12 protein-coding genes and 1 riboswitch are annotated in these 13,593 nt (G+C 59.4%); of the genes, 7 read left to right on the top strand and 5 right to left on the bottom strand.

The window, feature by feature from the left end:
• Positions 1 to 169: 169 nt before the first annotated feature.
• The 6 genes from EDE09_RS22185 to EDE09_RS22160 all read left to right on the top strand — a co-directional run bounded on the left by EDE09_RS22185 (position 170) and on the right by EDE09_RS22160 (position 6,604).
• Positions 170 to 1,180: a substrate-binding domain-containing protein gene (locus EDE09_RS22185; RefSeq protein ID WP_105371006.1), complete on the top strand. Its 1,011-nt coding sequence runs from the start codon at positions 170 to 172 to the stop codon at positions 1,178 to 1,180.
• Positions 1,181 to 1,221: 41 nt separating this feature from the next.
• Positions 1,222 to 2,496, top strand: a complete 1,275-nt coding sequence (locus tag EDE09_RS22180) for an ABC transporter substrate-binding protein (protein WP_132412976.1) — start codon at positions 1,222 to 1,224, stop codon at positions 2,494 to 2,496.
• An 81-nt stretch (positions 2,497 to 2,577) separates the two neighbouring features.
• Positions 2,578 to 3,429 carry a sugar ABC transporter permease gene (locus EDE09_RS22175; RefSeq protein ID WP_105371004.1) on the top strand — a complete coding sequence of 284 codons (852 nt, stop codon included), beginning with the start codon at positions 2,578 to 2,580 and terminating at the stop codon, positions 3,427 to 3,429.
• Positions 3,426 to 4,256, top strand: a complete 831-nt coding sequence (locus EDE09_RS22170; protein ID WP_132412974.1) for a carbohydrate ABC transporter permease — start codon at positions 3,426 to 3,428, stop codon at positions 4,254 to 4,256. Before EDE09_RS22175 ends, EDE09_RS22170 begins: the two co-directional genes overlap by 4 nt.
• 12 nt (positions 4,257 to 4,268) lie before the next feature.
• Positions 4,269 to 5,327, top strand: coding sequence for an ABC transporter ATP-binding protein (locus EDE09_RS22165; RefSeq protein ID WP_132412972.1), 1,059 nt, complete (start codon positions 4,269 to 4,271; stop codon positions 5,325 to 5,327).
• 20 nt (positions 5,328 to 5,347) lie between these two features.
• Entirely contained in the window at positions 5,348 to 6,604 is a 1,257-nt protein-coding gene (locus tag EDE09_RS22160) for a neutral trehalase (protein WP_132412970.1), read from the top strand.
• Positions 6,605 to 6,674: 70 nt separating this feature from the next.
• On the opposite strand, the gene EDE09_RS22155 is transcribed toward EDE09_RS22160, so the two are convergent.
• From EDE09_RS22155 to EDE09_RS22140, 4 genes are all read right to left on the bottom strand, one after another.
• Positions 6,675 to 7,076: a response regulator gene (locus EDE09_RS22155; RefSeq protein ID WP_105371000.1), complete on the bottom strand. Its 402-nt coding sequence runs from the start codon at positions 7,074 to 7,076 to the stop codon at positions 6,675 to 6,677.
• Positions 7,077 to 7,086: 10 nt separating this feature from the next.
• On the bottom strand, positions 7,087 to 8,712 hold the full coding sequence (locus EDE09_RS22150) for a PAS domain-containing sensor histidine kinase (RefSeq protein WP_105370999.1): 1,626 nt from the start codon (positions 8,710 to 8,712) through the stop codon (positions 7,087 to 7,089).
• Positions 8,713 to 8,941: 229 nt separating this feature from the next.
• The gene (locus EDE09_RS22145; protein WP_105370998.1) at positions 8,942 to 9,154 is read right to left on the bottom strand and encodes a hypothetical protein; all 213 of its coding nucleotides are present in this window, start codon (positions 9,152 to 9,154) and stop codon (positions 8,942 to 8,944) included.
• Positions 9,155 to 9,165: 11 nt separating this feature from the next.
• Positions 9,166 to 9,351, bottom strand: coding sequence for a hypothetical protein (locus EDE09_RS22140; RefSeq protein ID WP_105370997.1), 186 nt, complete (start codon positions 9,349 to 9,351; stop codon positions 9,166 to 9,168).
• 133 nt (positions 9,352 to 9,484) lie between these two features.
• Here EDE09_RS22140 and EDE09_RS22135 point away from each other — a divergent pair, with 133 nt between their 5' ends.
• A complete protein-coding gene (locus EDE09_RS22135) occupies positions 9,485 to 11,182 on the top strand; it encodes an alpha-glucosidase (RefSeq protein WP_280952512.1) in 1,698 nt (565 codons plus the stop codon).
• Here the strand turns inward: EDE09_RS22135 and EDE09_RS22130 are convergent.
• On the bottom strand, positions 11,168 to 13,360 hold the full coding sequence (locus EDE09_RS22130; RefSeq protein WP_112802994.1) for a heavy metal translocating P-type ATPase: 2,193 nt from the start codon (positions 13,358 to 13,360) through the stop codon (positions 11,168 to 11,170). The two genes, EDE09_RS22135 and EDE09_RS22130, sit on opposite strands and share 15 nt — an antisense overlap.
• Positions 13,361 to 13,473: 113 nt before the next feature.
• Positions 13,474 to 13,568: riboswitch (TPP riboswitch) on the top strand.
• Positions 13,569 to 13,593 lie beyond the last annotated feature (25 nt).

The following is a 13,593-nucleotide window of genomic DNA, read 5'->3' as shown; positions in this document are numbered from 1 at the left end:
GGGCGGAGTCGGTCAGGTGAATGGGCGCCGCGCCGATTTTTCTCCTTATTGTTCCCGCCCCCCTGTCCGTCGATCATCTTCCCCGCACCATTCCCCTCAATCCAAAACGTTTTGGCTTGACTCCCAAAACGTTTTGGAGAATCGTCTTGGTCGTTCTGGGAGTGAGAAGTTGGCCAACCTAAAGCAGCTTGCGCAGTCGCTCGGATTGTCGATCACCACGGTTTCCCGCGCACTCGACGGTTACGCGGATGTTTCCGCCGCGACCCGTGAGCGCGTCCGCGATGCTGCAGAAAAGGCGGGGTATCGGCCAAATGCTTCTGCCCGCAGACTTCGCCGGCAACGCGCCGAACTGGTGGCGGTTACGCTTCCGAGCGACCCCGGCCATATCGGCCCGCCTCACTTCCTCGATATGCTCTCGGGCTGTGCCGAACATCTCGCTGCCGCCGGCCTCAACCTGGTCATCGCGCCCGTTCCGCGCGGCGAAAGCGAACTCGAAATTTGCCGCCGTTTCGTCGACGGACGGCGCGTCGATGCCATGTTGCTCGTCCGCACCAAGCGTAAGGACGAGCGCGTGGAATTCCTGCAGTCCCGTGGCATTCCTTTCGTCACCAACGGCCGCACCGAAAGCCCAGTGCCTCATCCCTATATCGATGGCGACGGATTTGCGGGCTTCCATGCCGCGACACTGCGGTTTCACGCAGACGGCCATCAACGGATCGGCCATATCGCGGGGCCTCAGGAGTATTATTTTGCGCATGTGCGCCGTATGGGTTGGCAAGCGGCGATGCAGAAGGTCGGCCTTCAGGCCAGTCTTTGCTGCGAAGGTCCGCCAACAGAACAAGGCGGATATCTTGCAGCACTCAAGCTCCTGAGCCAGCCTTCCCGCCCCACCGCGCTTATTTGCGCCACCGACGAGATGGCGATCGGCGCGCTCCGTGCGCTCCGTGAGGTCGAGGGCGGAAGTCAGATCGCTATCATCGGTCACGACGACCTTTCAATGGACGCCTTTACCAGTCCACCGCTCTCGACCATGCGCATGACTGGAGGGAACCTCGGCGCGAGCTTCGCTTCCTTGCTGCTTCGCGCCATTGCCGGGGAACCGGCAGAGGATCTCCAGGAACTTCACCCGATCGAGTTTGTCGACCGCGACAGTCACCGCCGCCCACCGATTGCAGCATAAGCAGCAGCACAGCTTACAGAAAGAAACTGGAGGAGGAGAATATGAAACGTATCGTATCATTTGGAATTCTGGCTTCCACCGTGCTGGCTTTCGCCTCACCGGTGCTTGCCCAGACGATTTTCGTGTCGACCCAGCTTCGCCCGATCGAAGAGGCGACCGTCGTTCGCGAGGAGCTTTTGCAAGACGTTGGCGACGTCGACTATGTGGTGGAAGAACCGCCACAATTTGCGGTGCGAATGGAGGCAGAGCGTCAGGCCGGGAAACATACCGTGAGCCTCGTTGGCGCCTTGCATGGAGAGCTTTCGCCGCTCGCCGACAAGAACGCACTGGAGCCCCTCGACGATCTGGCAAAAAAGCTTGCCGCTGGCGGCATGCCGCAGGCGGTCCTTGATCTCGGCAAGCTTGGAAAACCAAACCAGCAATATATCCCGTGGATGCAGGCGACCTATGTGATGGCTGCCCGCAAGGAAGCACTTCAATATCTGCCGGCCGGCACGGACGTAAACGCGCTGAGCTACGACCAGCTGATCGAGTGGGGCAAGAAGATGCAGGAGGCCACTGGCCAGCCGCAGATTGGCTTTCCCGCAGGACCAAAAGGCCTGATGGCCCGGTACTTCCAGGGTTATTTCTATCCGTCCTTCACCGGCGGTGTGGTGCGTACCTTTCAGGGCGCCGAGGCGGCGGCCGGCTGGGAAAAACTGAAGGCCCTCTGGGCCTTCGTAACCCCCAATTCGACCAACTACGACTTCATGCAGGAGCCGCTGGCTGCCGGCGAAGTCATGGTCGCCTGGGATCATATCGCGCGGCTGAAGAACGCCATTTCCGCTTCGCCTGATGACTATGTCGTGTTTCCGGCGCCCTCTGGGCCAAAGGGCCGGGGTTATATGCCGGTTGTCGCGGGGCTTGCAATTCCCAAAGGCTCACCGGACAAGGCTGGGGCAACAAAGGTCATCGAGCATCTCACGACGCCCGATGTGCAGCTCATGACTGCTTCACGAGTGGGCTTCTTTCCGACACTGAACGTCAAGCTGCCGGAAGACCTTGATCCCGGCGTGGCCCTGCTTGCCGGAGCGGTGACGGCCACGCAGACATCCAAGGATGCCTTGATCTCGCTGCTTCCCGTCGGGCTCGGAGACAAGGGCGGCGAGTTCAACAAGGTCTACATGGACGCGTTCCAGCGCATCATCCTCCGCAACGAGCCGGTGGGCGACGTTTTGAAGGCCCAGGCCGCGACGCTCACCAAGCTGATGGCCGACACGAAGGCTCGCTGCTGGGCACCAGATGCCAGAAGCGACGGTCCCTGCCCCGTCCAATAATGCCTTTCAAGGCCGAACTGGCGGCCGGGCGCAAATGCCCGGGCGCTCACCCTGAACGATGGCTTTAGGAGGCGGGAGCTGATGACCAATGATCGCCGCTGGATTCCCTATCTTCTGATCCTGCCGTCCGTCGCCTTTCTGGCGTTGCTCTTCATCGTGCCGCTGGTGCAGACAATATGGCTCGCGGTGTCGGACAATGGCGCCCTTTCGCTAGCCAATGCCGACCGCATGGTGAACGACATCAACTTCACACGCTCGCTCAGGAATACCTTCCTGCTGACCCTGATGGTCGTGCCGGTCCAGATCGCTATCGCGCTGGTGATGGGTTCGATGGTCGCAAAAGTCGGGCGCGGACGTGAAACCATCCTCTGGATCTGGACGATTCCGCTCGGTATTTCCGACCTGGCGGCAGGCCTGGTCTGGCTGTCGATCCTGCAAAACACGGGTTACCTGAATTCCGTGCTCTTCGGGTTTGGGATTATCGAGCGGCAAACAGGATGGCTTTCCTACCAGACACCGGTGGCACTTTTCTTCGCCATTGCCGTCGCCGAGATCTGGCGCGGCACGGCAATCGTCATGGTCATCATCGTCGCGGGGCTGAACCAGGTGCCGAAGGAATTCAGGGAAGCCGCCGAGATCTTCGGTGCAGGACCCTGGACGCGCTTCTGGCGCATCACGCTTCCGCTCATCCGGCCGGCGCTGCAATCGGCACTGATCCTGCGGACGGTCCTCGCTTTCGAGGTCTTCGCCGTCGTCTATGCGCTCGGTGGGCGCAATTTCCCGGTCCTGGTGGGGGAGGCTTATAACTGGCAGAACCAGAACCAGAACTACAGCGTCGCAGCGGCCTACGCGGTTTTAATCATGGTCATCTCGCTCGCCGCAACCCTCGTTTACCTCAAGGCAATCAAAGTCGATCCGGAGCGCCTGCCATGAGTTCGACAAAACCCGCAGGTTTTATTTCTTCCCGCCGGTGGCTCCTCTGGAGCGGCATAGCAGCACTCTGCGCCTGGGTTCTGGTGCCGATCTATCTGGTTGCCCTTGGGGCGCTTGGCGGACGCCAGGGCGTCTATCAATGGCCGAAGACCGGCCTTCCGATCGGTATCTCGATCGACCCATTCGTCCTGTTCCTGAAGACGGAAGGCGTCGTGCAGTCCTTTCTAAACTCACTGGCAGCGGCGGGGATTACGGTTGCGCTCTCGATCCTGCTTGGGGCACCGGCGGGCTACGCACTTGCGCGCTACAATTTCTGGGGAAAAGACAGTTACCGCCTGCTGGTCTTGCTCACGCGCGCTTTTCCGCTGGCGATCCTGGCGCTGCCGCTGACTGTTTCCTTCATCAGGCTCGGCCTCTACGACACGGTGGTCGGGGTTGGCTTGATCCATACCGTGCTGGCATTGCCGTTTGCAGCACTCGTCACGCAAGGAATCTTTCTTGGCGTCCCAAAGGAACTGGAAGAGGCGGCCTGGGTATTCGGATGCACGCGCATCCAAGCTTTCTTCAAGGTCGTGGCTCCGTTGGCGCTTCCGGGCATCGTGGCAACTGCCGTTTTCGCTTTCGTCATCTCCTGGAACGAAGTCTTTGCCGCCTCTGTGCTGACGGTCCGAAACCGGACCTTGACAGCCTATCTGCTGACGGTTCTGTCGGAGAGCCCAATGCATTATCGCTTCGCCGGCGGCCTCATGCTCATTCTCCCATCGGTCGTCTTCATATTCGCGGTCAGGCGCTACCTCTTCGCGATATGGGGCATTTCCTCCAAATAACGGGACCTATCCATGGCCAATATCGTGATCGACCGTGTTCGGAAAAGCTTTGGCGCATTCGAGGCTCTGAAAGAGGTCTCGCTGACGATCCACGACGGCGAGTTCGTGTCGCTGCTCGGTCCCTCCGGCTGCGGCAAGACCACGCTGTTGCGCATTATCGCCGGACTTGAAACGGCGACATCCGGCGACGTACGTATTGGCGACAATTCAATCATCGGCCTGCCTCCCAAAGACCGCGGCCTGGCCATGGTCTTCCAGAACTACGCGGTCTTCCCGCATATGACCGTCTATGAAAACGTAGCGTTCGGTCTGCGCATGCAGAAAGCCGACGACCTCCGTGTAAAAGCGCAAGTCGAGAAGGCTGCCGGCCTTCTCCATATCGAGCCCTATCTCGATCGCTATCCTAACAAATTATCCGGCGGCCAACGGCAACGCGTCGCCGTCGCCCGCGCCCTTGCGGTCGAGCCCAAGGTCCTGTTGATGGACGAGCCGCTTTCGAACCTCGATGCGCTGTTGCGACTGGAAATGCGCACCGAACTCAAAACCGTCCTGCAATCGGCCGGCACAACGACGGTTTACGTCACGCACGACCAGACCGAGGCGATGGGCCTGTCCGACCGCATCGCGGTAATGCATGGCGGTGTCGTCGAACAGATCGGCAGTCCTGTCGAGATCTACAATCGTCCAGCAACACGCTTCGTCGGCGGTTTCATCGGGAATCCGCCGATGAACTTTATCAAGGTTGCGGTCTCAAACGGCCAGGTTGCGGCTGGCGGCGAGCAAATTTCAGCGCCGAAGGACGCCGGGCACGAAGTGATCCTCGGCATGCGCGGTGAGGCTGTCGAACTGGCGCCGCTGTCTGCCGGTCTGGAGATGAAGGTTCGCGTTGCCGAGCCTATGGGCTCGCATCTGCTGCTCACCGGCTCGATTCACGACCAGCCGGTCCGCGTCATCCTGCCCGCATCGGAGACTGTGAAAAGCGGCGACACGATCGGTCTGAAACTCGATCGCAACCGCATTACCTGGCTTTCGCCCGAGAGCGGCAAAGCCTATCCGGCACTGACGGCTTAAGAAATCTCGGAGTACCCGGCATGAACATGCATCTCAATGAGGCCAAGCGGATTCTCGTCGCCAATGATCGCGGCGGTTATACGGTTCCGACGGACCGGCTCTACCCCTTCCAATGGAATTGGGATTCCGCCTTCGTCGCCATGGGGTTTGCACTTTATGACACCGATCGAGCTTATCGCGAACTCGAACGATTGGTCGAGGGCCAGTGGGCGGACGGCATGATCCCGCATATCGTCTTCCACCAGCCGAGTGACACCTATTTTCCTGGCCCGGATGTCTGGCGTACGAGCCATATGATCCCGACCTCTGGGATCACTCAGCCGCCGGTCTTCGCGATCGCCTTGCGCAAAGTTTTCGAAGCAGCAGGCCCACAAGCCAGATCCCGCACCATCCTCCTCTACGAAGCGGCGCTGAAATGGCACCGCTGGTGGTATTCGGCGCGGGATCCGGAGGGCACTGGCCTCGTTGCGTTGCTTCACCCCTGGGAGAGCGGGAGCGACAATTCTCCCGCCTGGGACATCGCGCTCGCCCGCGTGCCGACCACGACTGACACACCCGTGGTACGCAGGGACACCGGTCACGTGAATGCCGAAATGCGCCCGCGTGACGAGGACTATAGTCGCTTCATCCATCTCGTCGACACCTATGCCGCCTGCCGCTGGAATCCAGCAAAGCAGTGGCAGAAGGCGCCGTTCAAGGTCGCCGAAATCCAGACCACGGCGATCCTCTTGAAGGCGGGGGAGGACCTCGAATACCTTGCACGCTTGTTTGGCAGGAGTGCGGAAGCGGATGCGATCGCCGCGCTCAACGATCGTACCCGCAGAGCATTGATCCGCCAGTGGCGGCCGAAGCTTTCCCGCTTCGTCTCACGCGACCTCATCTCGGGCGAGGATATCGAAGCGGCTACGCAAGCCGGGTTTATTCCTCTGCTCGCGCTTGACCTCGAAGCTCCGGTTGCCGATGCTCTGGTCAATGAGATGAGCGCCTGGTCCGAAGGTCTCAAGGTCGCCTTTCCGACCACCAGACCGGGCATCGTGGGCTGGGAGCCGAAGCGCTACTGGCGTGGCCCGGCCTGGGCAATCATCAATTGGCTGCTGATCGACGGGCTGAAGCGAAACCGTTATACGGACGCGGCCGAGGACCTGCGAAGGTCGACTATCGCCGCGATCGAATCCGAAGGATTTGCTGAATATTTCGACCCGGTAACAGGAGAAGGCTGCGGCGGCCTCGGGTTCTCCTGGACTGCTGCCGCCTATCTGTGGCTGATAAGCACCTGACACGTGAGCAAAATCGCAGCGGCGGCCATGACGAGTTTCTACCCTCGCCGCCGCTCGACATCTCCAAGGCCTAAAAGCCCCGGCCGGCCTTTCGGTTATTCTCGATTCGCGTGAGGCAACCCGTCACCTTCGCCATCAGCAGATCAAAATCGATCGGCTTCGTCAGATAGGCTTCGGCGCCCCCCCGCAGTCCCGAGAGAACATTTTCCCGATCCGTCAGAGCCGTCAACATGATGAAGGGGGTGTCGGCGAAGTCAGGATAATTGACCTGAATCTCGGCCAGAAGTTCGTGGCCGCTCATGACCGGCATGGAGATATCGCAGATCACGAGATCCGGCCATTTGGAGACCAGAAGATCCAGCCCCTCCTGACCATTGGCGGCCTGAAGGGTCGAGAAACCGGCATCCTCCATCTCCTCGACCAGGAGCTGACGGATATCATGCTCGTCGTCTATGCATAAGATCGTGGTCATTGTTCCATTCCTAAGCTGTCTTTGCCTCAAGGACCTCTTCAAATGGCAGGTCCAGAATAAAGGTCGTACCTTGGCCAAGCTCGCTTTCGACGGAGATCGAACCGCCGTGAAGCTCGATGATTTCCTTCACAATATTGAGGCCAATCCCCGTCCCGGCGATGCCGGTTGCACTGCGCGCCCGGAAATAGGGCTCGAACAGCTTCGGCACGTCGTCCGAATCTATTCCGATACCGGTGTCCTTGATGGTGACCAGGACGCGCTGCCCCTGCTGCCAACCTCTCACATCGATTTCGGGAGAGTTGGGCGAATATTTCACTGCGTTGGAGAGCAAATTCGTGAAGACCCGACCGAGCGCGACACCATCCACCATCTGGAAGGCGGGCAGGTCGGCGAGATCTGCGCGAATGTTATGATCCTTGCTGATCTCCAACCGGTGCGCGATACATTCCTCAATCACTGCGGAAAGAGAGCAGGGCCTTTTATCGATTGCGATCGTGCCGGTGGCTATTCGGCCGGCGGCCAAAATACTCTCCATCAGCTCGACCATACGCACGACCGCGCCCTTGATCTGCACGCACTTGTCGGAAAGGAATTGCGGCGTCACGGCACCCTTCGTGCGGGTCAGCCGCTGCGCTGCTCCGTCGATAACGGCAAGCGGCGTGCGAAACTCATGAGAAATCATCGCCACGAACCGTCGCTGAAGGGCGTTGATCGCCCTCTCCTGCTGTAGAAGGCGGTCCAGTTCGACATTCTTCAACTGGACTTCGACAGTCCTTTCCTCGACGGTTTTTTCCAGCCGATCGCGGTGCTCGCGCAGCCTCTGCTCGCTTGATTGTAAGGCTTTAAGGGCGAGCTGGCGGTCATGAACGTCTTCCAGCAGACCATACCACCTGCATACCTCGCCAGCCTCGTTCAGGCGGGGTGCCGCGCGGTTGCGAAACCAGCGATACCGACCCTTTACAGGCCCGATGCGATAGACCATGTCGAAGCGGGCGGCGTTTTCCACCGCTGCCTGCCATTGCTCGATGACGTGCGGAAGATCCTGCGGATGGATCGTTTTTTCCCAACCCCGTCCGAGAGCTTCGTGTAAATCGAGCCCGGATGCATGCTGCCAACTCGGTCCGACCTCGATCACATCTCCCGAGGCGTCCGCCACCCACGGGGTCTGTGGGTGGAGCTCCACAAAAGAACGATAATGCTCTTCGCTCGCACGTAAAACCTGTTCGGCGCGGCGCAATTTGGTGATGTCGGAGATAACCGCGATCAACACGGGTTTTGTCGTCCCGCCAATAGGAAGGAGTGCTCGACGTTTATGGGTTACCAGGATTCGAGTGACGCCGCCTCGACCGGTTACTTCTTCTTCGAGCAGGCTTTCCTGGCCGGTCGCCATCACCTCAACGTCTATTGCCCGTATTCGGTCGGCATCCGATTTTTGCAGAAATTCATGCCCCGTGCGGCCTAAGAGATGCTCCGGCTTCATGCCGATCATGTCGCAGGCTTTTTTATTGAGATACAAGAAGCGCGATTGGTCATCTTTGATGAGAATCGGCTGATGGGCTCCTTCGAACAGAGCCTGCAAAATATCCATATCCTGCAGCTGCTCGTCGGTTTCTCTCAAATGGGAACTGCCCGCCAATCAAGCCTCCAAAGTAGCCGGCCATAATTCTAGTGACGCTAATTTAGCGCCTTCGGCTTACCGAATGCTGAAAGAGGCTCCTATCGTTTTAACAGGCAGGCGAAACCAGGCCGAACACTGAGCGCTTACGGGGCATTAAATGCTCTTACGCCCAGTCGAAATCAGACAGCGACGCAAGAACCCTTCTCGCGGCAGCGAAAAGGGTTCCTTCAGATCGGTTTGTCCCGGCTCAATGGGCGGGTCGCGTTCCGCCGCCCTTCTTTTCGGAATCGTGGGTGTGATGGCTGTCTCGCTCACCGCCACCGCCGGAAACACGGCTCTTGGAACGACGATCATCGTCCGCAGGCGGTTTTTTAACTTCAAGCGGCGCCTTTGCATTTTCGTGGGAAGCACCGGGACCACCCTGACGGATGCTGGCAGGGGTCTTATCGGATGTCGACATCGCAAGTCTCCTTATCGATCCTGCTGGTAGCCCTGGTGGGTCGTGTTGACCTTGGTGTTACCCTGCTGCCCCTGCTTTTCGAAATTCGCCGCGCCCGGATTGGTCGTGCGTTCATCGCCGGTTCCCGAGGTCGCAGGTTCGCCGGTACCCTTCGGGCTGCGGTTGTCTTCCGGGACGGGTGGAAGTCTACTGTTCATCGGGTGCTCCTCTAACTTGTTACCTCTTGGACTAACCCCCGAGCCGCCAGCCTGTTCCAATTTTGGGGGAACACGGGTGAGCTTGCGACGTTGCGCCAGTGAGCGATTTGAGCAGGCAGGGAGAGACGACGATATGAACCAGGTCCCACATCAGCCCGCGGCTATGGCCGAGCAACCGACATCGCCTCCTATGGAGCGCAAATGGTGGCACACGGCCACCGTATATCAGATTTATCCGCGAAGCTTCGCCGACAGCAACGGAGACGGTATCGGCGATCTACCGGGCATTACCTCAAAGCTGGATTATCTAAAATATCTCGGCATCGACGTCATCTGGCTTTCACCGATCTACAAGTCGCCAATGGACGACAACGGCTATGATATTTCCGATTACCGAGACATTGCTCCCGAGTTCGGCACCCTGGCGGATTTCGATCGCCTGATAGCCGAGGCCAGGAAACGCGGTATCGGGATCGTCCTGGATCTGGTCGTCAACCACACGTCCGACGAACATCCCTGGTTTCTCGAAGCCCGCAAGTCCCCCAGCAATCCCTATCGCGACTTCTATATTTGGCGAAAACCCGGTCCCGACGGCGCCCCTCCGAATGGCCTCATGTCTTCCTTTGGCGGACCGGCCTGGACGCTCGATCCTCAAACCGGGGAATATTACCTCCACCTCTTCTCCCGTCGCCAGCCGGATCTCAACTGGGAAAACCCGAAGGTCCGGCGAGAAATCTACGACATGATGAACTGGTGGCTCGAACGTGGCATTGCCGGCTTTCGCATGGACGTCATCGACTATATCGGCAAGCAGGTCGACCAGGAACTGGTGAAGGACGGGCCGCATCTGCACGACTATCTGCAGGAAATGAACCGCGAAACCTTCGGTGGCCGCAACATTCTTACCGTCGGCGAAGCCTGGAGCGCGACGCCGGGTTCGGCCTTGCTCTATACCGGGCGCGATCGCAACGAACTTTCGATGGTCTTCCAGTTCGAGCATGTCACGCAGCAATGGGACGAAGTCTACGGCAAGTGGCGCTCCAAGCCCTTCGATCTCGTGAAGCTGAAGTCGGTGCTCAGCAAATGGCAATATGCGTTGTCGGAAGACGGATGGAACTCCCTTTTCTGGGGAAACCACGACCTGCCCCGCGCCGTCTCCAAATATGGCGACTCCCGCGGCTATCCGTCCGAATCCGCCAAGATGCTGGCGACCGTGCTGCATCTCTTGAAGGGCACACCCTTCATCTATCAGGGCGAAGAAATCGGGATGACCAACGTCCCCTTTACCAAGATAGATCAATATCGGGATATCGAGACCCTCAACATGCACCGCCTGCACATCGAGGCCGGGCTGTCGCCGGAGGAATTCATCACAGGCGCCAATGACAACGCACGTGACAATGCGCGTACGCCGATGCAATGGAGCGCTGCGCCCCATGGCGGCTTTTCCTCCGGCGTGCCGTGGATAGAGGTCAACCCCAATTATACAACGATCAATGCAGAAGCTGCCATGACCGACGAACGTTCGGTCTGGAACCACTACCGGCAGCTGATCGCCCTAAGGAAAGCACATCCGGTTATCGTCTATGGGCTTTATCAGTCCTGGCTGGATCAGCATCCGGACGTTTTTGTCTATTCCCGCAGCCTCGACCATGAGCGGCTGGTCGTCATCGCCAACTTCACCGCACGGGAAGTATCTTTGACCATACCGGATGAATTGAAGACCACCGGCCGATGCCTGATCACAAATTACCACCCCATCGACAACCTTGGTCCGGTTGTGGAACTCAAACCCTATGAGGCATTTGCCATCCTTTCACCGACCGCGTAGCAGACGCAGCGCATTGAGCGTGACAAGCACAGTGGCACCGGTATCCGCCAGAATTGCCGGCCAGAGCCCGGTCACACCGAGAACCGTGGTTACAAGGAAGACGGCCTTCAGGCCGAGAGCAATGGCAATGTTCTGGTGGATGTTGCGCATCGTGCGCTTCGACAACTCGATCATGTCGGCAATGTCGCGTACACGGCCGTGAAGTACCGCGGCGTCGGCCGTTTCGAGCGCCACATCCGTGCCCCCGCCCATGGCGATGCCGACGTCCGCCGCCGCCAAGGCCGGCGCATCGTTGATACCATCACCCACCTTGCCAACTGTAAAACCCTTGCGTTTCAATTCCGCAATGATCCGCTGCTTGTCCTCAGGCATCAGCTCGGCATGCACCTCGAGGCCGAGATCCTTGCCGATCGCGCTCGCGGTACGGGCGTTATCGCCTGTCAACATGACCGTCCGGACGCCGGCATTCGTCAGCGCTTTCAAGCCCTCTTTCGCGTCGGGCCGCGGTTCGTCGCGCATGGCGATCGCGCCGGCCAGCACCCCGGCCGCGATCAACACGGATACGGTCTTACCCTCATCATTAAGGCCGGCGATCTGCCGCCGATGCGCCATGGACAGCGAAACCCGATCGGCCGCTGCTTTCGGCGAACCCAGGAAGGCCTCCTGGCCCTCGACGACCGCCGTTATACCCTCGCCGCCAAGCGCCCTCGCATCGCTCGCGGCAGGAATGTCTACTTCATCGTCCGCAGCCTTGGCGAGAATGGCCATCGCCAGCGGATGACTGGACCCGGTTTCGAGCGCGGCAGCGATGCGAAGCACCTCATCGGCATTACGCCCGAAGGCAATCACATCGGTTACCCGAGGCTTACCGGCGGTCAACGTGCCGGTTTTGTCCAGCGCGATGGCTGTGACCTTGCCCACCATTTCGAGGACCGCACCGCCTTTCATCAACAGACCGCGCCTGGCACCGGAGGACAGTGACGCAGCAATTGCAGCAGGCGTTGAGATGACCAACGCACAAGGGCAGCCGATCAGAAGAATGGCAAGCCCTTTGTAGATCCAACCTTCCCAGGCTTCACCAGTGATAAGTGGCGGCAACACTGCGACCAGCGCTGCGACGACCACGACGGCTGGCGTATAATAGCGCGAAAAGCGGTCGATGAAGCGTTCGGTCGGTGCCTTGCTTTCCTGCGCTTCCTCGACCAGGCGCACAATCCGGGCGATGGTATTGTCGGCGGAAGCCGCTGTCACTTGCACCCGCAGGGCCGCGTCTCCATTCACCGTGCCGGCGAAAACCGCATCGCCGACAGTCTTTACGACCGATATGCTCTCGCCCGTCACCGGCGCTTCATTGATTGCGCTTTCGCCGGCGACAATGATGCCGTCCGCAGAGATGCGGTCGCCTGGCCGCACCAGGATGATCGATCCGATCCCAAGATCTTCTGCCGGTACTTCTCGTGTCTTGCCGTTTATTTCCAGCAGCGCGGTCTTCGGCACCAGTGCCGTCAGGCTTTGAATACTCTGGCGCGCTTTGCCGGCGGCGACACCTTCCAGAAGCTCCCCGACGAGGAATAGGAAGACCACCGCCGCCGCCTCCTCCGACGCATCGATGACCACGGCACCAAGGGCAGCGATGGTCATCAGCATCTCGATCGAAAACGGCGTACCCGCCAAGGCCGCCATGACGGCGCGGCGGGCGATCGGCACCAAGCCGACGAGCATGGCGGCTACGAAGATATAGGTGTCGTAGGCCGGAACCAGGTGCCCGACCCCATAAGCTGCTGCCAGTGCAATACCTGCCAGTATCGTCAGCCGTCCTTTGGCGCTCTTCCACCACAATCCGTCCATGCGATCGTGCTCATGCAATCCTGCAAGATCTTTCGTCTCGGGGAGACCATGGTCGTGACCTTCATGATCAAGGCCGTGATCCGGCAGCTCTGCTGGTCGAGGCGACTTCTGCCCAAGAGCGCGCAGCGAGTAACCAAGCCCGGTAACCTTCGTTTCGATCACTGGCAGGTCGCACGTTCCATCATGGCTGACCATCATCGTGCCTGCAGCAACAGAAACGGAAACATCCTGGACGCCGGGAATGCGTCGAACTGCTGTGTCGATCTTTGCCGCGCAACTTGCGCAATCCATTCCGCCGATCTTGTAACGAGCCTGATTCTTTGCTGTCATCTTTCTCTCCGCCTGGGATCGGGTACCATAACTACAACCTCTAGCGACTAGAGCTACAAGTAGTTTTTTTGACAAAAATCGCTGGCGCCCATGGCGGCATATGCGCTAGTCCTTGCCTCAGACAGGGGCGTCCGGGTTGCCGGGCTGAGAAGTACCCTTTGAACCTGAACCAGATCATGCTGGCGGAGGGAGTCGCCTGGGCTTTTTCTGATGAAATGCCCTGCGCCCCTCCA

Source organism: Neorhizobium sp. S3-V5DH (assembly GCF_004343065.1).
GTDB classification, from domain to species: domain Bacteria; phylum Pseudomonadota; class Alphaproteobacteria; order Rhizobiales; family Rhizobiaceae; genus Neorhizobium; species Neorhizobium huautlense.
This window is presented reverse-complemented; position numbering and strand designations above follow the sequence as displayed.